The sequence below is a fragment of the Roseovarius sp. THAF9 genome (assembly GCF_009363715.1).
Taxonomy (GTDB): domain Bacteria; phylum Pseudomonadota; class Alphaproteobacteria; order Rhodobacterales; family Rhodobacteraceae; genus Roseovarius.
In genome coordinates this window covers 693,445-715,758 of sequence record NZ_CP045404.1, presented here as the reverse complement: position 1 = coordinate 715,758, position 22,314 = coordinate 693,445, and the positions used below count along the sequence as shown (strand labels likewise).

At 62.1% G+C, this 22,314-nt stretch carries 33 protein-coding genes; 8 read left to right on the top strand and 25 right to left on the bottom strand.

All coding sequences use genetic code 11. From position 1 onward, the window contains the following. Positions 1-114 precede the first annotated feature (114 nt). The 3 genes from FIU86_RS03620 to FIU86_RS03610 all read right to left on the bottom strand — a co-directional run bounded on the left by FIU86_RS03620 (position 115) and on the right by FIU86_RS03610 (position 4,749). Entirely contained in the window at positions 115-1,728 is a 1,614-nt protein-coding gene (locus tag FIU86_RS03620) for an ABC transporter substrate-binding protein (RefSeq protein ID WP_152473815.1), read from the bottom strand. Between the two features lie 301 nt (positions 1,729-2,029). After that, positions 2,030-3,361, bottom strand: a complete 1,332-nt coding sequence (locus FIU86_RS03615) for a replication-associated recombination protein A (RefSeq protein ID WP_152473814.1) — start codon at positions 3,359-3,361, stop codon at positions 2,030-2,032. A gap of 2 nt (positions 3,362-3,363) precedes the next feature. Further along, entirely contained in the window at positions 3,364-4,749 is a 1,386-nt protein-coding gene (locus FIU86_RS03610) for a trypsin-like peptidase domain-containing protein (RefSeq protein WP_152473813.1), read from the bottom strand. Positions 4,750-4,926: 177 nt separating this feature from the next. Between FIU86_RS03610 and FIU86_RS03605 the strand changes: the two genes are divergently transcribed. Both FIU86_RS03605 and FIU86_RS03600 read left to right on the top strand, forming a co-directional pair. After that, positions 4,927-5,172, top strand: a complete 246-nt coding sequence (locus FIU86_RS03605) for a hypothetical protein (RefSeq protein ID WP_103762164.1) — start codon at positions 4,927-4,929, stop codon at positions 5,170-5,172. Continuing rightward, positions 5,165-5,620: a host attachment family protein gene (locus FIU86_RS03600; protein WP_152473812.1), complete on the top strand. Its 456-nt coding sequence runs from the start codon at positions 5,165-5,167 to the stop codon at positions 5,618-5,620. The genes FIU86_RS03605 and FIU86_RS03600 overlap by 8 nt, the downstream gene beginning before the upstream one ends. An 81-nt stretch (positions 5,621-5,701) precedes the next feature. On the opposite strand, the gene rplQ is transcribed toward FIU86_RS03600, so the two are convergent. From rplQ to FIU86_RS03560, 8 genes are all read right to left on the bottom strand, one after another. Next, positions 5,702-6,124, bottom strand: coding sequence for a 50S ribosomal protein L17 (gene rplQ / locus FIU86_RS03595; RefSeq protein ID WP_152473811.1), 423 nt, complete (start codon positions 6,122-6,124; stop codon positions 5,702-5,704). Between the two features lie 145 nt (positions 6,125-6,269). After that, positions 6,270-7,286: a DNA-directed RNA polymerase subunit alpha gene (locus FIU86_RS03590; RefSeq protein WP_057795023.1), complete on the bottom strand. Its 1,017-nt coding sequence runs from the start codon at positions 7,284-7,286 to the stop codon at positions 6,270-6,272. Between the two features lie 117 nt (positions 7,287-7,403). Further along, positions 7,404-7,793: a 30S ribosomal protein S11 gene (gene rpsK, locus FIU86_RS03585; RefSeq protein ID WP_007817184.1), complete on the bottom strand. Its 390-nt coding sequence runs from the start codon at positions 7,791-7,793 to the stop codon at positions 7,404-7,406. 15 nt (positions 7,794-7,808) lie between these two features. Next, on the bottom strand, positions 7,809-8,177 hold the full coding sequence (gene rpsM, locus FIU86_RS03580) for a 30S ribosomal protein S13 (protein ID WP_103762161.1): 369 nt from the start codon (positions 8,175-8,177) through the stop codon (positions 7,809-7,811). 262 nt (positions 8,178-8,439) lie between these two features. Continuing rightward, the gene (locus FIU86_RS03575) at positions 8,440-9,084 is read right to left on the bottom strand and encodes an adenylate kinase (protein ID WP_152473810.1); all 645 of its coding nucleotides are present in this window, start codon (positions 9,082-9,084) and stop codon (positions 8,440-8,442) included. Next, positions 9,081-10,445 (bottom strand): preprotein translocase subunit SecY, encoded by a 1,365-nt coding sequence (secY, locus tag FIU86_RS03570; protein ID WP_152473809.1) that lies wholly within the window; start codon positions 10,443-10,445, stop codon positions 9,081-9,083. The genes FIU86_RS03575 and secY overlap by 4 nt, the downstream gene beginning before the upstream one ends. Positions 10,446-10,554: 109 nt before the next feature. Beyond that, positions 10,555-11,028, bottom strand: coding sequence for a 50S ribosomal protein L15 (rplO, locus tag FIU86_RS03565; RefSeq protein ID WP_152473808.1), 474 nt, complete (start codon positions 11,026-11,028; stop codon positions 10,555-10,557). Between the two features lie 147 nt (positions 11,029-11,175). Then, positions 11,176-11,670, bottom strand: a complete 495-nt coding sequence (locus FIU86_RS03560) for a response regulator (protein WP_172977419.1) — start codon at positions 11,668-11,670, stop codon at positions 11,176-11,178. Between the two features lie 174 nt (positions 11,671-11,844). Between FIU86_RS03560 and FIU86_RS03555 the strand changes: the two genes are divergently transcribed. After that, complete coding sequence (locus FIU86_RS03555; RefSeq protein WP_152473806.1) at positions 11,845-12,087, top strand: hypothetical protein; 243 nt, start codon at positions 11,845-11,847, stop codon at positions 12,085-12,087. A 112-nt stretch (positions 12,088-12,199) separates the two neighbouring features. On the opposite strand, the gene FIU86_RS03550 is transcribed toward FIU86_RS03555, so the two are convergent. Continuing rightward, positions 12,200-12,487: a hypothetical protein gene (locus tag FIU86_RS03550; protein WP_152473805.1), complete on the bottom strand. Its 288-nt coding sequence runs from the start codon at positions 12,485-12,487 to the stop codon at positions 12,200-12,202. A 528-nt stretch (positions 12,488-13,015) separates the two neighbouring features. On the opposite strand from FIU86_RS03550, the gene FIU86_RS22685 reads away from it, so the two are divergent. Continuing rightward, positions 13,016-13,621 carry a hypothetical protein gene (locus tag FIU86_RS22685; protein ID WP_216647199.1) on the top strand — a complete coding sequence of 202 codons (606 nt, stop codon included), beginning with the start codon at positions 13,016-13,018 and terminating at the stop codon, positions 13,619-13,621. 9 nt (positions 13,622-13,630) lie between these two features. On the opposite strand, the gene FIU86_RS03540 is transcribed toward FIU86_RS22685, so the two are convergent. After that, a complete protein-coding gene (locus FIU86_RS03540) occupies positions 13,631-14,014 on the bottom strand; it encodes an ectoine synthase (protein WP_152473804.1) in 384 nt (127 codons plus the stop codon). Positions 14,015-14,060: 46 nt separating this feature from the next. Here FIU86_RS03540 and FIU86_RS03535 point away from each other — a divergent pair, with 46 nt between their 5' ends. Both FIU86_RS03535 and FIU86_RS03530 read left to right on the top strand, forming a co-directional pair. Continuing rightward, positions 14,061-14,774: a VWA domain-containing protein gene (locus tag FIU86_RS03535; protein ID WP_254703928.1), complete on the top strand. Its 714-nt coding sequence runs from the start codon at positions 14,061-14,063 to the stop codon at positions 14,772-14,774. A 196-nt stretch (positions 14,775-14,970) separates the two neighbouring features. After that, positions 14,971-15,558, top strand: coding sequence for a DUF4230 domain-containing protein (locus FIU86_RS03530; RefSeq protein WP_172977418.1), 588 nt, complete (start codon positions 14,971-14,973; stop codon positions 15,556-15,558). 172 nt (positions 15,559-15,730) lie between these two features. Here FIU86_RS03530 and rpmD read toward each other — a convergent pair whose 3' ends face one another. From rpmD to rpmC, 11 genes are all read right to left on the bottom strand, one after another. Next, positions 15,731-15,919: a 50S ribosomal protein L30 gene (rpmD, locus tag FIU86_RS03525; protein WP_057795009.1), complete on the bottom strand. Its 189-nt coding sequence runs from the start codon at positions 15,917-15,919 to the stop codon at positions 15,731-15,733. A gap of 3 nt (positions 15,920-15,922) precedes the next feature. Next, positions 15,923-16,498: a 30S ribosomal protein S5 gene (gene rpsE / locus FIU86_RS03520; protein ID WP_057795007.1), complete on the bottom strand. Its 576-nt coding sequence runs from the start codon at positions 16,496-16,498 to the stop codon at positions 15,923-15,925. 118 nt (positions 16,499-16,616) lie between these two features. After that, complete coding sequence (gene rplR, locus FIU86_RS03515; protein WP_152473802.1) at positions 16,617-16,976, bottom strand: 50S ribosomal protein L18; 360 nt, start codon at positions 16,974-16,976, stop codon at positions 16,617-16,619. A 12-nt stretch (positions 16,977-16,988) separates the two neighbouring features. Continuing rightward, on the bottom strand, positions 16,989-17,522 hold the full coding sequence (gene rplF / locus FIU86_RS03510) for a 50S ribosomal protein L6 (protein ID WP_152473801.1): 534 nt from the start codon (positions 17,520-17,522) through the stop codon (positions 16,989-16,991). A 13-nt stretch (positions 17,523-17,535) separates the two neighbouring features. After that, positions 17,536-17,928 (bottom strand): 30S ribosomal protein S8, encoded by a 393-nt coding sequence (gene rpsH / locus FIU86_RS03505; protein WP_103762149.1) that lies wholly within the window; start codon positions 17,926-17,928, stop codon positions 17,536-17,538. 13 nt (positions 17,929-17,941) lie between these two features. Continuing rightward, positions 17,942-18,247 (bottom strand): 30S ribosomal protein S14, encoded by a 306-nt coding sequence (gene rpsN / locus FIU86_RS03500; protein ID WP_152473800.1) that lies wholly within the window; start codon positions 18,245-18,247, stop codon positions 17,942-17,944. An 18-nt stretch (positions 18,248-18,265) separates the two neighbouring features. Further along, complete coding sequence (rplE, locus tag FIU86_RS03495) at positions 18,266-18,829, bottom strand: 50S ribosomal protein L5 (protein ID WP_103762147.1); 564 nt, start codon at positions 18,827-18,829, stop codon at positions 18,266-18,268. Then, entirely contained in the window at positions 18,822-19,133 is a 312-nt protein-coding gene (rplX, locus tag FIU86_RS03490; protein ID WP_057794992.1) for a 50S ribosomal protein L24, read from the bottom strand. Before rplX ends, rplE begins: the two co-directional genes overlap by 8 nt. 1 nt (position 19,134) lies before the next feature. Next, positions 19,135-19,503, bottom strand: coding sequence for a 50S ribosomal protein L14 (gene rplN / locus FIU86_RS03485; RefSeq protein WP_103762146.1), 369 nt, complete (start codon positions 19,501-19,503; stop codon positions 19,135-19,137). Between the two features lie 80 nt (positions 19,504-19,583). Next, complete coding sequence (gene rpsQ / locus FIU86_RS03480; RefSeq protein ID WP_103762145.1) at positions 19,584-19,814, bottom strand: 30S ribosomal protein S17; 231 nt, start codon at positions 19,812-19,814, stop codon at positions 19,584-19,586. Positions 19,815-19,825: 11 nt separating this feature from the next. Further along, positions 19,826-20,026, bottom strand: coding sequence for a 50S ribosomal protein L29 (rpmC, locus tag FIU86_RS03475; protein WP_057794983.1), 201 nt, complete (start codon positions 20,024-20,026; stop codon positions 19,826-19,828). A 306-nt stretch (positions 20,027-20,332) separates the two neighbouring features. Here rpmC and FIU86_RS03470 point away from each other — a divergent pair, with 306 nt between their 5' ends. After that, positions 20,333-20,773, top strand: a complete 441-nt coding sequence (locus FIU86_RS03470; protein WP_152473799.1) for a GFA family protein — start codon at positions 20,333-20,335, stop codon at positions 20,771-20,773. A gap of 31 nt (positions 20,774-20,804) precedes the next feature. Here the strand turns inward: FIU86_RS03470 and FIU86_RS03465 are convergent, their stop codons facing one another. Beyond that, positions 20,805-21,425, bottom strand: a complete 621-nt coding sequence (locus FIU86_RS03465; protein WP_152473798.1) for a 2OG-Fe(II) oxygenase family protein — start codon at positions 21,423-21,425, stop codon at positions 20,805-20,807. Between the two features lie 89 nt (positions 21,426-21,514). Here FIU86_RS03465 and FIU86_RS03460 point away from each other — a divergent pair, with 89 nt between their 5' ends. Beyond that, positions 21,515-22,222, top strand: coding sequence for a hypothetical protein (locus tag FIU86_RS03460; protein ID WP_152473797.1), 708 nt, complete (start codon positions 21,515-21,517; stop codon positions 22,220-22,222). Positions 22,223-22,314 lie beyond the last annotated feature (92 nt).

Here is a 22,314-nt window from a genome sequence, read left to right as displayed (position 1 = left end):
CGTGCCCCATGCGCTATTGCTGCGCTTTATTGGCCGTCCCGTCGGCCCGGACGGGGCGGTGTCCCGCCCCCTCCAAAAGTTTGCCCCGGCACCTTGGTACCGGGGCAAAACCTCTTATGCGTCGGCGAACCACCAGCGGCTGCAGGCGCGCGCGCCGTCCATCTGCCAGCTGGGTGCAAGGTTCTCGCCGTGCTGCACGTTCTTGCGACGCGCGTAGACGAAGTTCGGGAAGAACGGGATGACGGTACCGCCATCGTCCTTCGCCAGGATCGCCATCTCGCGGTACATTTCCGCGCGCTTGGCATCGTCCAGCTCGGCCTTGGCCTGCAGCAGCAGTTCGTTGAACCGTTCGTTCTGCCACCGGCTCTCGTTCCAGGCCGCGTCGTCCTTGTAGGCCAGCGAATACATCACGTCCGGTGTCGGACGCGCGCCCCACTGCACCGCGCACCACGGCTTTTTCAGCCACACGTCGGAATAGTAACCGTCGTTCGGCTCGCGGTTGACGTTGATCGTGATGCCCGCGGCCTTGGCATGCTCGGCGTAAAGAACACACATGTCCACCGCGCCCGAGAAGACCGAGTCGGCCACGCTCAGGTTCACCGTCAGGTCCTCGGCGCCGGCTTTCTTCAGCAGCGATTTCGCCTGATCGGGATCGTATTCACGCTGCTCGATGCCTTCCGGAAAGTACGGCATCGCGGGCGAATGGTGGAAATCGTTCGCCTTGGTGGCCGCACCGAACGCGATCTTCTCGATCAGCTCATCCCGGTTCAGCGCCAGCTTCAGCGCGTTGCGCACGTCCACATTGTCGAACGGTGCCGTGTCACACAGCATCGGCATGGTGATGGCCGCCGCCGACGGCACGTCGTCGATCTCGATGTTGGGGTCGCGTTGCAACAGCGACAGCGTCTTCAGCTCCAGCTGCGTCACCGCGTCCACGTCGCCCGTAACCAGCGCCGTCTGACGCGCGTTCGGGTCGTTCAGAACGATCAGTTGCAGGTCATCGAAGTAGGCGCCTTCCAGATGCCAGCCCTCGTGACGGGTCAGGCTGTAGCGCACGCCAAACTCGGCCTCTTCCATCTTGTAGGGGCCGGAACCGTCGCCCGACTGCCAGTTTGCCGACCCGTCCTCGTTCGCCGGTACGATCGCCAGGTGATAGTCGGTCATCAGCCACGGCAGGTCGGCATTGCCCGAAGCCAGCACGAAGGTGACCGAGTTGTCACCGTTGTCGATAAGCTCCTCGACATCCGACAGCAGCGCCTTCGCCGCCGAGGTCGTCTCTTCGCCGCGGTGGTGGTTCATCGACGCGATCACGTCGTTCGCCGTCACCTTGTTGCCGCTGTGGAACGTGGCGTTGTCGTTGATCTTAAAGGTCCATTCTTTCGCATCCGGGCTCGCGCTCCACTCGCTGGCCAGGTCCGGCCCGAGCGAGCCATCGGGCTCGATCAGCGTCAGGTAGGATCGGTAGGTGTGCGCCACCTGGATCATCGAGAAGGTCACGTAAGTACCGGGGTCGTGCGTGTCCGACGTGTTACCGTCGTGCATGCCAAGGCGGAACGTGCCGCCCTTGGCGGGCTGCGCCTTCGCGGCGCCGGTCCACAGGCCGGTCGCAGCCGTGGTGGTCAGACCCGCGGCGGCGGCGTAGTGCATGAACGACCGGCGCGAGATCTTCCCTTCGCGGGCCGCGTCTGCCAGTCGATCCAGCAGAAGTTGATCTTTGATATCAGTCATGATGTCTCCCTATGACTATTCTGTTCCCAGGCCATCTTTCGCGGCCCTTCGAAGCAGCTTTGCGTCGTTTCCCCTGAACGGGCGGCTCATTTACGACATGATGTTACCAAAACACGAAAAAAATGTCGCTTCCAGCCTTCATATGGCGGATCACGAAATTTTTTCGCACGTTCAAAACGCTAGCCAGCACTGTTGAACCGCTTGCAATCAAGGCGTTTTCGCGCCCTGACGCGGGTTAATGACCGACTGTTCAAAAAACGACATTTCCGCGCACCGGCAACAATCGCCGCGTGGGAATCGTCTAGCCCCCCGCGTCGTCTTTGCGCGCCCGAAGCTTGGCGAAATAGGCCACCCGCTTGCCCAATTCCCGCTCGAACCCGCGCTCGACCGGCTTGTACAACTCGGGCCGCTCCATCGTGTCGGGAAAGTAATTCTGCCCAGAAAACGCATCCTCGGCATCGTGGTCATAGGCATAGCCCGATCCGTATCCCTGCTCCTTCATCAGTCCTGTAGGCGCGTTCAGGATGTGCTTGGGCGGCGGCTCGCTGCCGGTCTTCTTCGCGGCCCGCATCGCCGCCTTGTAGGCCACATAGGCCGCGTTCGACTTCGGCGCCAGCGCCAGATAGGTCACCGCCTGCGCCAGTGCCAGCTCACCTTCCGGGCTGCCCAGCCGCTCGTAGGTTTCCCACGATTGCAGGCACACCGCCTGCGCCTGCGGATCGGCGAGGCCAATATCCTCCACCGCCATCCGCGTGATCCGCCGCGCCAGGTATCGCGGGTCCTCGCCCCCGTCCAGCATCCGCGCCAACCAGTAGAGCGCCGCATCCGGGTCCGACCCGCGCACCGACTTGTGCAGCGCGGATATCAGGTTGTAATGCGCGTCGCCCGACTTGTCGTACTGCGCCGCCCGCTTCATCAGCCGCGCCGTCAGGGCATTGGTATCCAGCTTCGCATCGGTCTTCCACGCCGCCACCTGCTCGATCAGGTTCAGCAGCGCGCGCCCGTCCCCGTCCGCCATCTCCAGCAGCGCCTCGCGCGCTTCGCCGTCCAGGGGCAGCGCCCGGTCCAGCTCCTTTTCCGCCCGTTGCGCCAGCCGCTCCAGCTCCGCCAGGGTCAGCCGCTCCAGCACAAGAACCTGCGACCGGCTCAGCAAGGCCGCGTTCAGCTCGAAACTCGGATTCTCGGTGGTGGCTCCCACCAGCAGGATCGTCCCGTCCTCCATATGCGGCAGAAACCCGTCCTGCTGCGCCTTGTTGAAACGGTGTATCTCGTCCACGAACAGCAGAGTCCCCTGCCCGTTTGCCCGCCGGTGCTTGGCCGCGTCGAACACCTTGCGCAGCTCCGGCACGCCGGAAAAGATCGCGCTGATCTGCACGAAATGCAGGTCCGTCTCATCCGCCAGCAGCCGCGCGATGGTGGTCTTGCCCACCCCCGGCGGCCCCCAGAACACCAGCGACGTCAGGCTGCCCGAGGCCAGCATCACACCCAGCGGCCCATCCGGCCCGATCACCTTCTCCTGCCCGATCACCTCGGCCAGCGCCCTGGGCCGCAAACGGTCGGCCAACGGGCGCGGCGCGCTGTCATGCGCCTTGTCGTCGCTTGCACTCGCGCCGGTATCGAACAGATCTCCCATGGCTACAGCCTGAATCGCAGCGTGCTGCGCTGCGTGCCCCGCTGCACGTCGAGGCTCAGCCACCGTCCGCTTGCCTCCAGCAGCGGCTCGACCATGCCGGGGGCCTCGACGGCTACGCCATTGATCCCTCGCAGGATGTCCCCCTGCCGCAACCCGGCCCGCAATCCGGCACGCCCCGGCTCCAATACCACGACACCGTCCGCCATCAGCGGCAGGCCCAGTTCTGCAATGACGGCAGGGTTGATATTGCCCAGCACCATCCCCGGGATCACGCTCCGCGCCCCGGTCTCGGTCACCTCCCGCGGCGGCTCCTCCGGCGCGGCCCCCAGCCTCAGGACCACATCCTCTGCCACGCCGTCCCGCACCCGCGTCACCCGCGTCTCGCCGCCGATTCCGGCCACCGACATCCGGTAAATCATCTCCGGCGCGGCATTCACCGCCTGCCCGTCCACTGCGGTGATCACGTCGCCCGCCTCGAATCCGGCCTCGGCAAACGGGCTCGCGGGATGAAGCTGCGAAATGATGATCCCGCCCGGCACATTCAGGCCCATCCCCTCGGCCATGTCCGCCGTCACCGGCTGGCCGCTGATCCCGGCCCAGGGCCGCTCGAACACGGTGTTTCCCGCCTCTGCCTGCGCCACGAATTGCGCCACCAGAGCGGCAGGAATGGCAAACCCGATCCCGTTCGACCCACCCGATCGGCTCAGGATCCGCGTATTGATCCCCACCAGCCGGCCACGAATATCAACCAGCGCCCCGCCCGAATTGCCGGGGTTGATCGGCGCGTCCGTCTGGATGAAATACCCCCGTGCATTGCCCGTGGCCGCCCCCGACCGCGCCAGCCCCGACACGATCCCGCTGGTCACCGTCTGTCCAACGCCAAACGGGTTGCCGATCGCCAGCACCAGCTCTCCCACCTCGACCGTGTCACTGTCGCGCAACTCCAGCGCCGGCATGTCTGCCGCGCCCTCCAGCTTCAGAACCGCAAGGTCGCTCTCCTCGTCCGACAAAAGCACCCGCGCCTCGAATTCCCGCCGGTCGTTCAGCACCACGCGAATGTCCGTCGCCATCCCCACCACGTGGTAATTCGACACCACGATCCCGTCCGCGCTCAGGATCACGCCCGATCCCAGCGAGTTCTCCACCCGCTGCCTTGGCCCGCCGAAATCGCGAAAGAAGTCCTCGAAGAACGGATCTCCCCGGAACGGGCTCGACCGCGTGTTCACCACCCGCCTGGCATAGATGTTCACCACCGCGGGGGCTGCCTCCTTCACCACGGGCACAAAGCCCATGCTGATCTCGCCCTGGCTCTTGGGCACGCGCATCTCCGCCTCCGCCGGCACCGCCAGCGTTACGGACAGGACTAGGGCATATATCCATTTCACCATACCCCGTGATATGCGCCCCCAGCGCCCTTGATGCAAGCATCCAAGCCCCGCCCTTCATCGTTCCCGAAATACTCCGGGGAGCGCGAGGGGCTGGCCCCTCGCTCCCGCCCCCGACAACCGCATCGCCCGATGGAACCCGCCGCCCCACGCGGCGTTTTCCAGACAGGAGGTACCACCATGGCTGAACGATACAGATCGAAGGACGGCAAAAGCGAAACCGAAGAGTTCGTCGAAGACGTCCCCACCCCCGACCAGCAAGGCCGCGCCGACGGCAATCTCGAACGCAAGGTCGGCACGCGCGACTCGCTCAAACGCGCAACGAATGACGACGCCGGCGCGACCCGCGTCACCAAGGAAGACGAAAAGGGCGAAGGCAATCTCGGCGGCCATCACGGCACCGGCAAGGAGAAACGCGATGACTGAACTCAAGCAAGGCACATGGGTCGTGGTGACCGACAGCGAAAAGGCGCTTTTCCTGCGCAACCTCACCGACCACCAAGACCCCAACCTCGAGGTCATGGACACCGAGGAGCAGGAAAACCCCTCGGATATCGAGCAATCGGCCAACCGCCCCGGCCGGATGCAGGACACCGGGGTTCAGCAGATGTCGGCGATGGATGACACTGACTGGCACGAACTGCAAAAGGAGCGCTTCGCCGCCGACCTGTCGGATATCCTCTACGACGCCGCGCACAAAGGCGAATATGACCGCCTGATTCTCGTCGCCGCGCCAAAGGTGCTGGGCCATCTACGCGACGACATGCACAAGGAGGTCACGTCGAAAGTGGTCAGCGAGATCCCCAAGAACCTCGCGGGTCATCCCGTCGACGAGATCGAGAAGCTGGTCAAGAAAGAGCTTGAAAGCGCCTGATCGCGCAACATCGACGACAACGAAAAACGCCGCCGGTTGTCCCCGGCGGCGTTTCTGTTTCCAGTCGGCAGAAACAGGGGCTTACGCCTCGCCGTCCATGTCCTCTGCGGCAACGCGGGCCTTGTCGGCGGCACCCTTGGCGTCGCGGTCGCGCTCGACGAATTCGATGATCGCCATGGGCGCCATGTCACCATAGCGGAAACCGGCCTTCAGCACGCGGACGTACCCGCCCTGGCGCTCCTTGTAACGCGGGCCCAGCACGTCGAACAGCTTGGCGACATGCATGTCCTGCTTCAGTTGCGCGGCGGCTTGGCGGCGGGCGTGAACGTCCCCGCGCTTGCCCAGCGTGACCAGCTTGTCGATGACCCGCTTCAGCTCCTTGGCTTTCGGCAGAGTGGTCTTGATCTGTTCGTGTTCAATCAGCGAGCCGGCCATGTTCGCCCACAGCGCCTTGCGGTGCTCGTGGGTGCGGTTCAGGCGGCGGTAGCCTCGTGCGTGACGCATGTTTCTTACTCCATTTGGTGCCCTCTACGGGCTGTTTTGCTTTGTCCGACCGGCGATGCGTGTCACCGGCTCTCCTTGGGGCGTTGCGCCCGAGGGTGGGTTTGAAACCCACCCTACGTAGGGTGGGATTTCATCCCACCTTGTCTCAGAACTGATCCTCGAACTTCTTCGCCAGATCTTCGATGTTATCCGGCGGCCAGTCCTCGACATCCATGCCAAGGTGCAGACCCATGCCCGACAGCACTTCCTTGATTTCGTTCAAGGACTTGCGGCCAAAGTTCGGCGTGCGCAGCATCTCGGCTTCGGTCTTCTGGATCAGATCGCCGATATAGACGATGTTGTCGTTCTTCAGGCAGTTCGCCGACCGCACCGACAACTCCAGCTCGTCCACTTTCTTCAGCAGCAGCGGGTTGAATTCCAGCCCGTCGTCGTCGTCCTGACGCTGCGCCGACTCCGGCTCTTCGAAGTTTACGAAGATCGACAGCTGGTCCTGCAGGATACGCGCGGCAAAGGCCACGGCGTCTTCCGGCGTCAGCGAGCCATCGGTCGTCAGCTTCATCGTCAGCTTGTCATAGTCCAGAACCTGGCCTTCGCGCGTGGGCTGCACGTCATAGCTGACCTTCACCACCGGCGAATAGATCGCGTCGATGGCGATCAGGCCGATCGGCGCGTCTTCCGGCTTGTTCTTGTCGGCGGCGACATAACCCTTGCCCTGGTTCACGGTCAGCTCCATGAACAGGTCCGCGCCTTCGTCGAGGTGGCAGATCACGTGTTCCTTGTTCAGGATCTCGATGCCCGCGCTGTCGGCGATGTCGCCGGCGGTCACTACGCCCGGCCCCTTGGCCGAGATCGACAGGCGCTTGGGCCCTTCGACTTCCATGCGGATCGCGACACCCTTGAGGTTCAGCACCACATCTGTCACGTCTTCACGAACACCGGCGATGCTGGAAAACTCATGCAGCACGTTGTCGATCTGCACGCTGGTGATCGCCGCACCCTGAAGGCTCGACAGCAGCACGCGGCGCAGCGCGTTGCCCATCGTCAGGCCAAAGCCACGCTCCAGCGGTTCGGCCACGACGGTCGCCTGGCGCAGCGGGTCGTTGCCCGGCTTCACCTCAAGCTGCGTCGGCTTGATCAATTCTGCCCAATTCTTGTGGATCATGCGGTCCCTCCATCCTTGTCCCCGGCCCCATGTCCACAGGCCTCCGAGACGCTCGAGGTTTCAAAATAACGGAATGGGGCCGTGAAAATTCACGCGGCCCCACCCAGAAAATCGGTCTTAGACGCGGCGACGCTTCGGCGGGCGGCAACCATTGTGGGCAATCGGCGTCACGTCGCGGATCGACGTGATGTTGAAGCCGACGGCAGCCAGCGCACGCAGCGCGCTCTCGCGGCCCGACCCGGGCCCCTGCACTTCGACTTCCAGCGTCTTCATGCCATGTTCCTGCGCCTTGCGGCCGGCATCTTCGGCGGCCATCTGGGCAGCATAGGGCGTCGACTTGCGCGACCCCTTGAAGCCCATCGTGCCGGCCGAGGACCACGCGATCGCGTTGCCCTGCACGTCCGAGATCAGGATCTTGGTGTTGTTGAACGAGCTGTTCACATGCGCCACGCCCGTGGCAATATTCTTGGAGACCTTCTTCTTGGTCCGGCGGGTATCTCGTGCCATTCTGTCAGCCCTCCCTTACTTCTTCTTGCCGGCAATGGCCTTCGCGGGGCCTTTGCGCGTGCGTGCGTTGGTATGGGTGCGCTGGCCGCGAACCGGCAGGTTCCGGCGGTGGCGCAGGCCGCGATAGCAGCCAAGGTCCATCAGGCGTTTGACGTTCATCTGCACTTCACGGCGCAGGTCGCCTTCGACCATGTAGTTGGCGTCGATATGCTCGCGCATGGCGACCACTTCGGTGTCGCTCAGCTCGTTGACCCGGCGGGTCAGGTCGATATTGACGGCCTCGCAGATGGCCTTGGCCGAGGATTGGCCGATTCCGGTGATGTAGGTCAGGGCGATCGGGACCCGTTTGTGGGTCGGGATGTTAACGCCGGCGATACGTGCCACGTGTCATGTCCTTTCGTTGCGGGTCCGTAGCTCCAGACCCTTTTTTCACAACGTAGGCCCGAGGCGTTACGCTTCGGGCCGCAGCTGAATTCAGGTGATCGATTCGAGCACGGGCGCGACCCGCGCGGGAATCATGTTCTCGTCAGAGATGGTGTCGTCTAGAAGCAAACGCCCGAGGCGTCAACCCTCTGTCAAGAGAATTGTGCGCATCGGCAAAACCTCAAGGTTTAAAGGCCATTTTGCATGGGCGCACAGGCGGCGTTCAGCCTTCCAACGCGCCCGCAATCGCCGCCTTGACCTCGTCAATCTCACCCAGCCCGTCGATCGTTTTCAGATCGCCCTTGGCATAGTAATACCCGATCAGCGGCGAGGTCTTCTTGTAGTATTCCATCAGCCGCTGCTTGAGGCTGTCCTCGTTGTCATCCGCCCGGCGCTTCACGTCGGTCGAGCCGCAATTGGCACATTTGCCATCCTCGGGCCAGGGCTTCGTGATGTCGTTATAGACCGCACCGCACCCGCCACAGGTCGAGCGTGCCGTGATGCGCTGCACCAGCGCCTCGTCATCGACCCGCATTTCGACGACCGCATCCAGCGTCTCGCCCGTTTCGGCCAGCAATTCGGCCAGCGCGTCGGCCTGGGCCAGCGTCCGGGGGAAGCCGTCAAAGATGAAACCGCCCCCCTTGTCGCCGTTGATCTTCTCGCGGATCAGACCGATCACGATATCATCCGTCACAAGGTCGCCGCGGGCCATCACGTCGGCCACGATCTTGCCCATCTCGGTGCCGCTGTCCTTGGCCTCGCGCAGCATGTCGCCCGTCGACAGCTGGGTCATGCCCCGCTCTTCCACGAGGATATGCGCTTGCGTGCCTTTACCGGCCCCCGGCGGTCCGAGAAGTATGATATTCATCGACGTCCTGTCCCTTTTCTGCGCGACCGTTTACGGCCCTTGCCGCTCAACTGCGACTTCTCGATCAGGCCCTCGTACTGGTGCGCCAGAAGATGCGACTGGACCTGCTGGATCGTGTCCATGGTCACCGATACCACGATCAGGACCGAAGTGCCGCCAAAATAGAAAGGTATGGCGAACTGTCCACGCAGGATCTCCGGGAGGAGACAAACTGCCGCAAGGTAAGCTGAGCCCAGCACCAGGACCCGCGTCACCACATATTCCAGATACTCCGCCGTCTTCTTGCCGGGGCGGATGCCGGGCACGAACCCGTTCTGGTTCTTCAGGTTGTCGGCCACGTCATCGGGCTTGAAGGCCACGTTGTAGGTGTAGAAGTAGGCAAAGAACACGATCATCACCGTGAAGAACACCAGGTAAAGCGGCTGCCCGGGCCCGAAATAGGCCAGCAGGGTCGACATGAACGGCCCCGTGTCGCTGCCCGAAAAGGTGCTGACCGTGGCCGGCAACAGCAGCAGCGACGAGGCGAAGATCGCCGGGATCACGCCCGACGGGTTCACCTTGACGGGCAGGTGGCTCGACCCGCCGTCATAGACCTTCATCCCCACCTGCCGGCGCGGATACTGGATGTGGATCTTGCGCAGGCTGCGCTCCATGAACACCACGAAGGCGATCGTCGCCACGACCATCACGATTACGCCGATGATCACCGCCGGGCTGATCGCGCCCGACCGGCCGCTGGCAAAGAACTGCGCCAGCGCGGCAGGCACTTCGGCGATGATGCCCACGAAGATGATCAGCGAGATACCGTTGCCCACGCCGCGGGCGGTGATCTGCTCGCCCAGCCACATCAGGAACATCGTGCCGCCGACCAGCGTGATCATGCAGCTTGCGATAAAGAAGAACCCGGGATCCGAGGCCAGATCCCCCGCCTGCAACGACGCGGCCAGACCATAGGATTGCAGTGTGGCCAGGAACACCGTGCCATAGCGCGTGTACTGGTTGATCTTCTTGCGCCCCTGCTCGCCCTCTTTCTTCAGCTGCTCCAATGCCGGCACCATCGCCGTCATCAGCTGCACGATGATCGAGGCCGAGATATAGGGCATGATCCCCAGCGCAAAGACACCCATCCGCCCCAGCGCCCCGCCGGTGAACATCGACAGCATCCCGCCGATCGACGATGCCGCGCCTTCCATGAAGTTGCGCAGCTCTGCCCCGTCGATGCCCGGCACCGGGATATATGTCCCGATCCGGTAGACGATAAGCAGGCCGATGGTGAAGAAGATGCGCTTGCGAAGCTCGGTGGCCTTGCCCAGGGCGGACCAGCTCGTGTTCGCCGCCATTTGTTCTGCTGCAGATACCATGCGGATCTCTTTTTTATGCAAACGCCGCCTAGGCCGTTTTCCGGCCAGGCGGCGTTTATAAGGAAAACTAGGGGTGTATGTAAGGGGCGAGACGCCCGCTCACAACCTCTTATTCAGCCGCCTTTGCGCTCGCCACGTTCAGCGAACCACCGGCTTTCTCGACCGCGTCGACCGCCGATTTCGAAGCACCGGTGACGTCCAGCGTCAGCTTGGACGAGACCTCGCCCTTGGCCAGAACGCGGATGCCGTCCAGCTTGCGGCGCACCAGGCCGCTTTCCACCAGCGTGTCCTCGGTGATGGTGGACCCTGCGTCGATCTTCTTGGCGTCGACGAATTTCTGGATCATGCCCAGGTTCACGACGGCGAATTTCTTGCGGTTCGGCTTGTTGAAGCCACGCTTGGGCAGCCGTTGATAAAGCGGCATCTGACCGCCTTCATAGCCGTTGATCGCCACGCCCGAACGGGATTTCTGACCCTTGATACCACGGCCACCGGTCTTGCCCATGCCAGAGCCGGGGCCACGGCCGATACGTTTCTTGCGTTTGGTCGCGCCTTCGTTGTCGCGCAGTTCATTCAGTTTCATGTCGCTTCTCCTAAGCCGGATGTGACCCCCGAAGCGATAGGGCCAACCACGGCATGTCTTGGTTCATGTGAATCGGGTCATGTCTGACCACCGGGGGCGTATAGACCCGTTGCGCCGACCGATCAAGGGGCGATGTCCCCGCCCGCGTCAGGCCTCTGGCCGCTCTTGCGGAAACAGCCCCGAAAGCTGCGTCGACAAGTGCGCCGTCTGGAATGGTTTCTCGATCACGGGGGCCTTGAACCCCAGTTCGTGCACCACATCCTGGCTGTGGGCCGTGATCAGCGCATAGGGCACTTTCTGCGTCTCCAGCAACGCCACCAGCGGTTGGCAACTTTGTCCGCCAAGGTCGATATCCAACACGACGCAGTCCAACTGCCCGGCACGATCCTGTACAAACTGCATCGCGTCGCCCAGCGTCTGCACCCGGCCAACCACGCTGAACCCGCATTCGTCCAGCGTGCAGGCGATGTCCTCGCCGATCAACGGATCATCCTCGACCACCAGGACCCGCCGCAGCACACCATGGCCGGGCGCGCCCGGCGGCGCGGCGACGGCTGCAATGCTGCCGTCGCTTTCAGCGTCCGGTTGCGCGTCCGGTCGGGAAACTAAACTTTGAACGTCATTTTCGGAATGTGCTTTCATAAGACAGCATATAACCACCTCCCGGAATTTTACCAATGGTTTCATTGTCTTAATATGACAACATTTCTCAAGTAGAGTTATGTGCAAAAATTGCGTATCTTGAGTAACTGACGCAGCTTGATTGGCTTGAGGATAGACCTAGGTCGATCGCCGAGATCCCGTAAGGACGCACGCATGCCCAATTCCAGTTCCAAACGCCTGGAAAGGTTACAAGTCATGATCTCGGAGGACGAGCTCAAGGCGCTTGACGATTGGCGGTTCAAGGCTCACATGCCCAGCCGGGCCGCCGCCGTGCGCGAGTTGCTCAAGCGCGGATTGGCCGCCGAAGGGTATTTCAGCATCGCCGGTGGCGGCTCGGCCTCCAAGGATTTCGGGGTGATCTCCGCGAACCCCAACAGGCCCCCCGCAGACGAATAGGCCCGTAGGGTGGGTGAAACCCCGCCATGCCCTCCTCAAATACCGAATCCCCTCAGGCGAACGCCCGCGCGTCCTTTAGATGCTGCTCCACCAGCCACCGGCCCCGTCCGCCCTACGCGAACAGCCGCGCGGGACCATCGCCCTTGGCCGCATTACGGCTGGCACCCAACATCGCAAGCGCGACGCTTTGCGCGCGCCTCGGGCAGGCCCCGCCCCAGCGCCACGGCCGCGATGCGGATTGGGCGCACATGCAGATTTCGCGCCAACGACGCGGCGCTGATCGCGTGATGCTCGATCCGCTGGCACCGTCGACGACGCCAAGCAGGTTCCCATTCTCCTCCGAATAGGTCGTGCCCGCACTGATGCTCGTGACCTCGATCAGGTTATATAAGGTCGCCATTGCCCGTTTGCCTTTGCTCGGGTCAGTCCAGCGTTACCGCAAAACGCGGGTCTGGCTCAGGCCCGATCGCCATTAGAATTCCCAAGGTACTGATTTCAATGTCCGGCTAATGAGAGATGCATAGGGAGAGTCTCCGAGGAAATTGTGGCAAAACCGGGCTCTCGACCGCGCTCTCAGGACGGGCCGAGTTATTGTCCGGGTTCATTTCGTCCAGCCCAGCGCCCTGGTTGACCACGAAAACCAACCGCTGCGACTGCGGCTCCGGCACCGGGTCGCGCCGGTCGGACATCCCCCGTAACAGGCCAGCCGGCACTTCGTTGCCAAAGCTATGGGCTGCTCGAAGATCACCTCTTCGGCCACCACCACAGCTCGGCCCGTTAATCGGAAGGGCCCCAACAAAGGCTCCGTCGCGATACGGCTGGGGATACCGACGCAATACCGACATGGCTTTCGGCGTTCTCGCGGCGTTAACGCTCGAGTCGCCAGACAGCTTTTGCCCTTCCGGCCGCCCGCCCCTACATTCATCACATGCGCGTCGTTCTTGTCCTCACCGCCCTTGCCTTCCTTTCGTCCGGCACCGTCCTCGCCGCTGACGAACGGCCCGATCCCGGCCTGATGTGGAACCGCACCGGCCTGCCCCTCACCTTTCCTTTGCAGGTCAAAAGCCCGCCCGGCGCGGACTATATCGTCACGTTGACAGACACCGAAACCGCCACCCCGGCGCTTGCCGCCTATATCCGCGGCGGCGTCTTCTTCCGCGTTCTCGTCCCTCCCGGAACCTACCGCGTGCGTTTCGATTACGGCACGGTCTGGCACAGCGCCGAGGAAAGCTTCGCCGGCCAGAAGACCCTCCACCTCGACAACCCGCTCACGTTTGAGACGCGCGGTATCGGGCGCAAGGCCGGCCACCTTGTCGACCTCACCGAAATGGACCTCGACCAGGATACAGCGGCGGCCCCTCGCACCCAAGAACAGGTGTTATGCCAGGTCTCCCGCACCGAGATCCGTCCCAATTGCCGCCTGGGCGACGAAACTTGTGAACCGACCGAAAAATCAGATGTTTACACGTCACCCTATGGCATCAATTCACGCTATGATTTCAGCCGCGAAAGCTATACGCGCCTGTGTGATTGACGCGCATCATCACTCCGGATCGGGTGCCGCCTCGGTCTTGTCCTGATCCTCGCGGCCCGTCAAGGCAGGCGTGAAAATGCAGATGAATCGCAGGTTGGTCTCCGCCCGCACGATATGCGGATCGTTCTGGTCCAGCACGTACATCACGCCCGGCTCCAGCGGCCAGACCTCGCCGGTGGTCTCGTTCTCCACCTCGCCCTTTCCCTCGATACAGTAATTAGCCTCAACGTGGTCCTTGTATTCCAAGAGCTGCACGGTCCCGGCCTTCACGATCGTGTCGTGAAACGAATAGCCCAGATCATCCCGGGCCAGCAAAAGCCGCCTGCTTTCAAAGGCCTCGCCCTTGGCATGGTCCTCGGTACCGATCACGTCTTCCAACGTCTTAACGAACATCCTGTATCTCCTAAAAAGGGCCAGCCTTGATTTCAGACCCGCCGCGATGTCTCATCTGAATATGAAACGCGCCCTGCTGACAACGCTTACTGCACTGGCCTGCACGCTTCCTGTCGTGCCGCGGGCCGTGGCGCAGGACTGCAGCCGCGACGCGATGCTGGTTTTTGACGGCTCGGCCTCCATGGCAGAGGTCGGGTTCGACCAGACCGCCCCCACCCGGATCGAGGACGCCCGCACCGCCCTGCGCCGCGCCCTGCCCCAGATCGCGCCGATGCGCCGCGTGGGCCTTCTGACCTATGGTCCCGGCCCCGAAGGCTCCTGCGATGGCATCAACCTCAAGTTCCCGCCGGTCGCGGACGCGGCACAGCCCATCATCAACGCCCTCGACCTGATGGACCCAGCCGGCCTGACGCCCCTGACCGAAGCCGTGGCCGAGGCCGCCCGCGTTCTGAACCACACCACCACGCCGGGCATCATCGTGCTGGTGACCGACGGCAACGAAACCTGCGGCGGTCGCCCCTGTGCGCTCGGGGCCGAGCTTGCCGCCACCTCCGCCAACCTCACCGTCCACGTCATCGGCTTCCGCGTGGTGCCCGACCCCTTCGCCTGGGACAGCCCCGAGGCCAGGATCTACAAAGACGGCTCCTCAATCGCGCGCTGCATTTCGGATCAGACGGGCGGCATGTACGTGGCGACGGAAACGGTGGACGAGTTGACCGAGGCGCTGCGCAAGACGTTGGGATGCGCGCTGGTCGGCTAGGGTGTGAACTCTTGTTTTAGCTTTTTTCCAGTTCGAATAAGAAATATTCATGAAGTATTAACTAGAGAGAACTCAGCGTCTAGGTTAGGAGCGATATGTCGTACTGGGAGCGCTTCAGGTGAAGTTACTTTCTATTCTTTTGGTGGTCGTCGCAGTCTTTGCAATACTTCGGTTTGTTCCAATTTAGATGAAACCGATGGCAAGTAAGCTTCGTTGGTACGGTCTTTCGGTTTGCGCCATCGCGGTAGGCGCATGCGGAGCACTTGCTTTCAATGCGGTTTTCGGCCCTCCCACCTTTTCTGGTGCCGCGCAGTTGATCCGAAGCGAAACAGTGGCCAAGCTCACGACACAACGGATAGTCACAAACTCAATCGTGACCCGAGACGACAGCGAAACTTTCTTTGGCGAAGATCAAACACTCGCGTACGGAACAGTTACTCTTTCGTATGGTGTCGACCTTGAATTGGCGAAACTAATTCGCAACGAAAGCGCGCCCGGCGGATTTGACGTGGAACTGCCAGAATTGCAGCTTCTTTCCGCGGAAATCGATGAAGATACGGTTGTTGTAGATCGCGATGCAACCGGCCTAAGCCGCCTTCTCAAGAGCAGCAACTCAGAAATTGAGTCTCAAATTCGGACAGCACTTAAACTTGAAGCTGATAAATTCATAAGAACAAATGGAGGTTTGCCTTCTCAAAATGAAATGGAACAATGGGTGAAGACCCTACTGCTCGACGTTGGTTATGATCACACGATGATCGATGAATTAGATCACGCGAGTTAGTGAACGTACTGTTATCAATTTTCAAAAGAATTTCGGCTGCAGGTGAGCATAATAGGCTCGGAAGCGTTTCTCGCTGGATAAAAATACACTTTGACTCCTAAGACAAAAAACACCCCGGCCATCCCTGACCGGGGCGTTATTTCCATAGGGTGGGTAAAAACCCACCGGGGCCTCAGCCCTTCTCTTCAACGATCTCCACAAGGTGCGGGATCTTGTTGATCATGCCACGGACCGACGGCGTGTCTTCCAGCTCGCGGGTCCGGTGCATCTTATTCAGGCCCAGCCCGATCAGCGTCTTGCGCTGGATCTCGGGGCGGCGGATGGGCGAGCCCACCTGCTTGACGACGATGGTCTTTGCCATGGTTTACGCCTCCTCTGCGACGTGGGACGACTCGGCCGGGGCCTCGTCACGCTTGGGCAGGATGTCGGCGACCTTCTTGCCGCGACGCTGTGCGACCATGCGCGGGCTGCTTTCCTTTTGCAGGCCGTTCAGGGTGGCGCGGATCATGTTGTAGGGGTTCTGCGAGCCCGTGGACTTCGCAACAACGTCCTGCACGCCCAGCATCTCGAACACGGCCCGCATCGGACCACCGGCGATGATACCGGTACCGGTCGGCGCGGTCCGCATGACGACCTTGCCGGCGCCCCAGCGACCTTCCATGTCGTGGTGCAGCGTGCGGCCTTCGCGCAGCGGCACGCGGATCATCTGGCGCTTGGCCTGCTCGGTCGCCTTGCGGATGGCCTCGGGGACCTCCTTGGCCTTGCCCTTGCCAAAGCCAACCCGGCCCTTTTGGTCGCCCACAACGACGAGCGCGGCGAAGCCGAAGCGCTTACCACCCTTCACGGTTTTCGAAACACGATTGATCGCAACCAGGCGATCGGCGAATTCCGGGGTTTCGTCGCGATCGCGACCCCCACGGCGATTGTCATCTCTTGCCATTCTCGGCGTCCTTTCATGGCGGGCCTCTCAAGCCCAGTCTGTTCAACCCTGGTGCACCGGATCAGGCCCGGCGCCCGGATCATCGAGAGGCCCCGGACACGATCCGGGGCCTCTACACTTAGATCTTCAGGCCACCCTCACGGGCGGCATCGGCCAGCGCCTTGATCCGGCCGTGGAAGAGGAACCCACCACGGTCGAACTGCGCTTCGGTCACGCCTGCTTTCTTGGCGCGTTCCGCGATGGTCGCGCCGATCTTGGCGGCCGCTTCCAACGTGTTCTTGCCGACAAAGCCCAGGTCCTTTTCCAGGGTCGAGGCCGAGGCCAGGGTCACGCCGTTCAGATCGTCGATCAGCTGCACGCTCATGTTCTTGGACGAACGGTGCACCGAAAGACGGGGACGGCCGGCATTGACCTTGCGAAGTTTGCTCCGGACGCGCATGCGGCGTTTCTGGAACAGTTGTCTCTTGCTGTTTGCCATTTTCTCGCGTCCTTACTTCTTCTTGCCTTCCTTCTGGAAGATGTACTCGCCCTTGTAGCGGATGCCTTTGCCCTTGTAGGGCTCGGGGCGCCGCCAGTCGCGGATATTGGCCGCGACCTGACCGACGAGTTGCTTGTCATGGCCCTCGATCACCAGTTCGGTGGGCTTGGGGGCCGTGACAGTCACACCTTCCGGAACTTCGAAATCCACATCGTGGCTCAGGCCGAGGTTCAGCTTCAGGATGTTCCCCTGCATCTGAGCCCGGTAGCCCACGCCGCGGATCTCCAGCTCCTGCTTGAACGGCTCGCGCGAGCCGTGCACCAGGTTGGCGACGATGGTGCGGGTCATGCCCCACTGCTGACGGGCGCGCTTGGACTTGCCGCGCGGCGTCACCGTGATGGCGCCCTCGCCCACTTGGATCGACACGTCGTCGGTCGCCGTGAAGCTCTTGGTCGCCTTGGGGCCTTTGACCTCGATGGTCTGGCCCGAAACGGTGGCGGAAACGCCATCGGGCAAGGCCACGGGTTGTTTACCGATACGAGACATTACACAGGCCTCCTTAGAATACCGTGCAAAGCACTTCGCCGCCAACGTTCTGGCTGCGCGCGTTCGCATCCGACATCACACCCTTGGAGGTGGAGACAATCGACACGCCCAGGCCCTGACGGACCGACGGGATGTCATTGACGCCCATGTAAACCCGGCGGCCGGGCTTGGAGACCCGCTTCATCTCGCGGATCACGGGGGCGCCTTCGAAATACTTCAGGCTCACTTCGAGGGCCGGGTGGCCCTTGTCGTCCGTGGCGCTTTCGTAGCCACGGATGTAGCCTTCGTCGGCCAGCACATCCAGAACGCGCACGCGCATCTTGGAAGCGGGGACCATGACGGTGGACTTGCCACGCATACCTGCGTTCCGCAGGCGGGTGAGCATATCGCCGATAGGATCGTTCATCTCATATCCCTCCTTACCAGCTCGACTTGACCATACCGGGAAGCTGACCCGACGAGCCAAGGTCGCGCAGAGCGATCCGGCTGATCTTCAGCTTGCGGTAATAGGCATGCGGCCGGCCGGTCAGCTGGCAGCGGTTATGCAGGCGGGTGGCCGAGCTGTTGCGCGGCAGTTGCGCCAGTTTCAGGGAGGCCCGGAAGCGCTCTTCCATCGGCTTTTCCTGATCGTTGATGATCGCTTTCAAAGCGGCCCGCTTGGCGGCGTATTGCTTCACCAGGCGCTGACGCTTCTTCTCGCGTTCGATCATTGCTTTCTTAGCCATGTTTCAAATTCCTCGCGATTAGCTGTTGAAGGGCATGTTGAAGTGCTTCAACAGCGCCTTGGCTTCAGCGTCGGTCGGCGCCGTGGTTGCGATGATGACATCGATGCCCCAGACTTCGTCGACCTTGTCGAAGTTGATTTCGGGGAAAACGATGTGCTCCTTGATACCCATGGCATAGTTGCCGTTGCCATCGAACGACTTGCCCGACACACCGCGGAAGTCGCGGATCCGCGGCATGGCCACGGTGATCAGACGGTCAAGGAATTCGTACATTCGGTTGCCGCGCAGGGTCACCTTGGCGCCCAGCGGCATGCCTTCACGCACCCGGAACCCGGCGATGGAGTTCTTGGCCGTCGTGATCACGGCGTGCTGGCCGGCGATGGTCGACAGGTCTTCCTGGGCCGACTTGGCCTTCTTGGAATCCTTCACCGCTTCGGCGCCGCAGCCGATGTTCAGGACGATCTTGTCCAGGCGCGGGATCTGCATGTCGTTGGTATAGCCGAACTCTTCCTTCAGCGCCGCCTTGATCGTGTCGCGGAACTGTTGGCGCAGACGCGGGGTGTAATTTTCGGTATCAAGCATCGATCACGTCCCCCGTGGTCTTGGCGTAACGCACCTTCTTGTCGCCTTCCATCTTGAAGCCGACGCGGGTGGGTTTGCCGTTGGCGTCGACAAAAGCCAGGTTGCTGATGTCGATCGGCAGCGCCTTGGGCAGACGTCCGCCTTGGCTTTGCTGGCTCTGGCGGGTGTGGCGGATGGCCATGTTCACACCGTCGACCACGGCCTTGCCGGCCTTGGGATCGACAGACGTGATCGTGCCTTCCTTGCCCTTGTCCTTGCCGGACAGGACGACGACCTTGTCGCCTTTTTTCAGTTTGGCAGCCATGTCACAGCACCTCCGGGGCGAGCGAAATGATCTTCATGAAGTTCTTCGCGCGAAGCTCACGAACCACCGGTCCGAAAATACGCGTGCCCACCGGTTCACCTGCGTTGTTCAGGATCACGGCGGCGTTGCGGTCAAAGCGGATGGCGGTGCCGTCTTCACGGCGGATCTCTTTGGCGGTGCGCACGACGACGGCCTTGCGGACGTCACCTTTCTTCACGCGGCCGCGCGGGATGGCTTCCTTGACCGAGACGACGATGATGTCGCCCACGGACGCATATTTGCGCTTGGAACCACCCAAGACCTTGATGCACTGCACCCGGCGTGCGCCGGAGTTGTCAGCAACATCCAGATTGGTCTGCATCTGGATCATTAGGTTTCTCCCGACCTAAGGGGTCAGCCTTTCCGGCGTGTTGGCCCCATGGTTTCGATCAAACCGAAAGGTTCGAAAGCCTAGGCTTCCAAAACCTCCCAGCGTTTCGTTTTCGATTTCGGCGCACATTCGATGATGCGAACAGAGTCACCGACCTTGAAAGCGTTCTTCTCATCGTGAGCCCGGTACTTCTTGGACTTACGAATGGTCTTTTGCAGCACCGGGTGCTTGAAGCGACGCTCGACCGAAACGGTGACGGTCTGGGCGTTTGCGTCGGAGGTCACGACGCCTTGCAGGATGCGCTTGGGCATGGTGGCTCTCCTTATTCAGCAGCCGAGGCGGCTTTTTCGTTCAACACGGTTTTCACACGTGCCACATCGCGACGGACCGTTCTGATCCGCGCAGGGTTCTCCAGCGACCCGGTCGCTGCCTGAAAGCGCAGGTTGAACTGCTCTTTCTTCAGGTTGGACAGCTCCTCACGAAGCTGGTCCGGCGTTTTATCACGCAATTCGGTGGCGTTCATGGCCATCGTCCCTTCTCAAAACACCGGCCGGCCCCTGCTCGATGGCTCAGGGTCACACGGTTTCCCCGGTGGATGAATGTCAAAAACGAATCCCCGCAAAACGCGGGGACCCGTGGATTTGGGCCGTATAAGGGAGGTGCGGGTTCAGGGCAAGGGAAAGTTTGGCGAAATACCCCTTTGCCCGCCGCGCCGACACCCCGCGCCTGCCGCACCACCAATGTCTATCTTGCCAGACGCCGCCCTGCCCGCGTGAGATAGGCCCCGGGCGCGCTTAGTCTGCGCCCGACAAAAGAGGAGGAGAAAACCATGTCCAGCCCGTATTCCGGAGGCTGCGATCACGTCAAGGTGACCGCCAGCGCCGAACCGATCGACAATCACGAGTGCCACTGCAACGTCTGCAAGAACGTTACCGGCCAGCACACGACCCACGTGGCCTTCTTCAACTGGGGCGACCTCAAGGCCGAGGGCGGCGACATGAAACGCCAGCCCTTCAACGCCGACAACCCCGACGGCCCGTTGGAGCTGTGCACCTGCGCCGATTGCGGCGCCGCGCTGATGCTGGACGACAAGCAAAAGCGTATCCGCGTGGCCGTGCCCAACGTCATGGGCTATGACGACGCCGCCTTCCCCGATGCGACCTATCACGCGTTCTGGGACGAAAGCAAAGGCTACGCCAAGCCAGACGATGGCCGCCCCGTCTATGACGGATTGCGCCCCGAATTCAGCTGGCCGCAACCGGCCGCCTGACCTTTGCGCCCCGCCGCAGCGGTGGCGGGGCCTACCCCCAGGCGTAGTTGAAACTGACGCTGATCCGCTCTTCCTCGGACATGTTCATCGGCACCTCGTGCCGCAGCCAGCTTTCCCAAAGCAGCACGTCACCCACATTGGGCTTGGCATAGATAAAGGTCCGCAACTCTTCCCGCGCGTCCTTCTTCCGCCCCGGCGCCGCCATCATCCGGGCCGAGCGCGGGTCCTCCAGCTTCAGCGCGCTGGCGCCATCCGGCATCGCGACATAGGTCGTCCCAGAAATCACCGAATGCGGATGCAAATGCGATGAATGCGTTCCGCCCTCTGGCAGGATGTTGATCCAGATATCCTCCAGCTTCAGGTCGCGACCATCCAGATCGAATTCCAGGTCCTCGGCGAAGGCCGCCACATGCGCGTCCAGCGACTTCACCAGATCGGCAAAGATCGGAAAACGCCACGGCAAGTCGGTCAGCGAGGCATAGGACGTATAGCCGGGATACCCGTTCTCCTCGCACCATTCCTGTCCGGCCTCGTCATCTTCGGCGATGGCATAGCACGACGCCTCCATTTCATCCGGATCAATGCTGGGGCCATGCTCCGACAGGGCGGCACGGTAAAGGCGGGTCACGAAGAGAGATTTGATATCAGCCATGCCCCGCGTCTTACCGCGCGGCGGGCCGAAGGCAAGGATTTCTTCAGATCTTTGCTCCATAACGCCCCCAGCACCAGAAGGGGGCAAGCATGATCCGAACCATCGCGGTATCCAGCCTCTGCGTCGGCCTTGGCCTTGCAGGCCCCGTTGCGGCGGACCCGGCCACCGGCAGCCTGTTCGCTGCGCGTCAGCCACTTTTCTCGACCCAGTCGAAACCCAGAGACGCCATATCCTCCGCCAGCCTCTTTGTGGACAGGGCCGACGGCGGTCTCTTCGCTGCCCTGCCGGGCCGCCTCGATGCACCCCTGCGCCACGGCGGGACCAAGGCCGCCCGCCTGCGCGACCTGATCGCGCGAGCCGAGGCCGGGCGCGCGGACTATGACGCGGTTCAGCACGGCGCGCGCGTCAAGCCACCCCGCCGTCCCACCGACATGACATTGCAGGACATATACGACTGGATCGAGGCCACCCCCGGCCAGCCCCACGCAATCGGACGATACCAGTTCATCCCACCGACGCTGCGCCACTCCGCCGCGCGCCTCGACCTGCCCGCCAGCACCCGGTTCAGCCCTGCGGTGCAGGACCGGCTTGCCGACCTTCTGCTGGGGGACGCAGGGCTGATGAAGGTCAAGGCGGGCGAGATGAGCGTCGACACTTTCATGCTCAACCTTGCCAAGATCTGGGCCGGCCTGCCCATCCCTTCGGGACGCAGCTATTACGACGGGGTCGCTGGCAACAAGGCAACGATGACTTATGACGCCTATGCAACACAGGTGCGCGTGATAATGGGCGGATAGGTCGTTTGGGTAACCATGCCCTTCCCATGTTAGATATGTCACATAGTTGCGATTTTTTGAACGCAATACTACCTAAGATTGTTTCTAAGATT

What these genes read in the sequence shown, in the direction of transcription:
- rpsE (WP_057795007.1), bottom strand. Translation starts at nt 16,498, where the DNA reads ATGGCAAGAGATGACAATCGCCGTGGGGGTCGCGATCGCGACGAAACC.
- rpsH (WP_103762149.1), bottom strand. Translation starts at nt 17,928, where the DNA reads ATGAACGATCCTATCGGCGATATGCTCACCCGCCTGCGGAACGCAGGT.
- FIU86_RS03610 (WP_152473813.1), bottom strand. Translation starts at nt 4,749, where the DNA reads ATGGTGAAATGGATATATGCCCTAGTCCTGTCCGTAACGCTGGCGGTG.
- rplO (WP_152473808.1), bottom strand. Translation starts at nt 11,028, where the DNA reads ATGAAACTGAATGAACTGCGCGACAACGAAGGCGCGACCAAACGCAAG.
- rpmC (WP_057794983.1), bottom strand. Translation starts at nt 20,026, where the DNA reads ATGAACGCCACCGAATTGCGTGATAAAACGCCGGACCAGCTTCGTGAG.
- FIU86_RS22685 (WP_216647199.1), top strand. Translation starts at nt 13,016, where the DNA reads ATGCGCGTCGTTCTTGTCCTCACCGCCCTTGCCTTCCTTTCGTCCGGC.
- FIU86_RS03550 (WP_152473805.1), bottom strand. Translation starts at nt 12,487, where the DNA reads ATGGCGACCTTATATAACCTGATCGAGGTCACGAGCATCAGTGCGGGC.
- rplX (WP_057794992.1), bottom strand. Translation starts at nt 19,133, where the DNA reads ATGGCTGCCAAACTGAAAAAAGGCGACAAGGTCGTCGTCCTGTCCGGC.
- rpmD (WP_057795009.1), bottom strand. Translation starts at nt 15,919, where the DNA reads ATGGCAAAGACCATCGTCGTCAAGCAGGTGGGCTCGCCCATCCGCCGC.
- rplR (WP_152473802.1), bottom strand. Translation starts at nt 16,976, where the DNA reads ATGGCAAACAGCAAGAGACAACTGTTCCAGAAACGCCGCATGCGCGTC.
- rplQ (WP_152473811.1), bottom strand. Translation starts at nt 6,124, where the DNA reads ATGCGTCACGCACGAGGCTACCGCCGCCTGAACCGCACCCACGAGCAC.
- FIU86_RS03465 (WP_152473798.1), bottom strand. Translation starts at nt 21,425, where the DNA reads ATGGCTGATATCAAATCTCTCTTCGTGACCCGCCTTTACCGTGCCGCC.
- rpsQ (WP_103762145.1), bottom strand. Translation starts at nt 19,814, where the DNA reads ATGCCCAAGCGCATCCTGCAAGGCGTCGTGACCTCCGACGCAAACGCC.
- rplF (WP_152473801.1), bottom strand. Translation starts at nt 17,522, where the DNA reads ATGTCTCGTATCGGTAAACAACCCGTGGCCTTGCCCGATGGCGTTTCC.
- secY (WP_152473809.1), bottom strand. Translation starts at nt 10,445, where the DNA reads ATGGTATCTGCAGCAGAACAAATGGCGGCGAACACGAGCTGGTCCGCC.
- FIU86_RS03460 (WP_152473797.1), top strand. Translation starts at nt 21,515, where the DNA reads ATGATCCGAACCATCGCGGTATCCAGCCTCTGCGTCGGCCTTGGCCTT.
- FIU86_RS03530 (WP_172977418.1), top strand. Translation starts at nt 14,971, where the DNA reads ATGGCAAGTAAGCTTCGTTGGTACGGTCTTTCGGTTTGCGCCATCGCG.
- rplN (WP_103762146.1), bottom strand. Translation starts at nt 19,503, where the DNA reads ATGATCCAGATGCAGACCAATCTGGATGTTGCTGACAACTCCGGCGCA.
- FIU86_RS03590 (WP_057795023.1), bottom strand. Translation starts at nt 7,286, where the DNA reads ATGATCCACAAGAATTGGGCAGAATTGATCAAGCCGACGCAGCTTGAG.
- FIU86_RS03615 (WP_152473814.1), bottom strand. Translation starts at nt 3,361, where the DNA reads ATGGGAGATCTGTTCGATACCGGCGCGAGTGCAAGCGACGACAAGGCG.
- FIU86_RS03535 (WP_254703928.1), top strand. Translation starts at nt 14,061, where the DNA reads ATGTCTCATCTGAATATGAAACGCGCCCTGCTGACAACGCTTACTGCA.
- FIU86_RS03600 (WP_152473812.1), top strand. Translation starts at nt 5,165, where the DNA reads ATGACTGAACTCAAGCAAGGCACATGGGTCGTGGTGACCGACAGCGAA.
- FIU86_RS03575 (WP_152473810.1), bottom strand. Translation starts at nt 9,084, where the DNA reads ATGAATATCATACTTCTCGGACCGCCGGGGGCCGGTAAAGGCACGCAA.
- rpsN (WP_152473800.1), bottom strand. Translation starts at nt 18,247, where the DNA reads ATGGCTAAGAAAGCAATGATCGAACGCGAGAAGAAGCGTCAGCGCCTG.
- rpsK (WP_007817184.1), bottom strand. Translation starts at nt 7,793, where the DNA reads ATGGCACGAGATACCCGCCGGACCAAGAAGAAGGTCTCCAAGAATATT.
- FIU86_RS03470 (WP_152473799.1), top strand. Translation starts at nt 20,333, where the DNA reads ATGTCCAGCCCGTATTCCGGAGGCTGCGATCACGTCAAGGTGACCGCC.
- FIU86_RS03560 (WP_172977419.1), bottom strand. Translation starts at nt 11,670, where the DNA reads ATGAAAGCACATTCCGAAAATGACGTTCAAAGTTTAGTTTCCCGACCG.
- FIU86_RS03620 (WP_152473815.1), bottom strand. Translation starts at nt 1,728, where the DNA reads ATGACTGATATCAAAGATCAACTTCTGCTGGATCGACTGGCAGACGCG.
- FIU86_RS03555 (WP_152473806.1), top strand. Translation starts at nt 11,845, where the DNA reads ATGCCCAATTCCAGTTCCAAACGCCTGGAAAGGTTACAAGTCATGATC.
- rplE (WP_103762147.1), bottom strand. Translation starts at nt 18,829, where the DNA reads ATGCTTGATACCGAAAATTACACCCCGCGTCTGCGCCAACAGTTCCGC.
- FIU86_RS03540 (WP_152473804.1), bottom strand. Translation starts at nt 14,014, where the DNA reads ATGTTCGTTAAGACGTTGGAAGACGTGATCGGTACCGAGGACCATGCC.
- FIU86_RS03605 (WP_103762164.1), top strand. Translation starts at nt 4,927, where the DNA reads ATGGCTGAACGATACAGATCGAAGGACGGCAAAAGCGAAACCGAAGAG.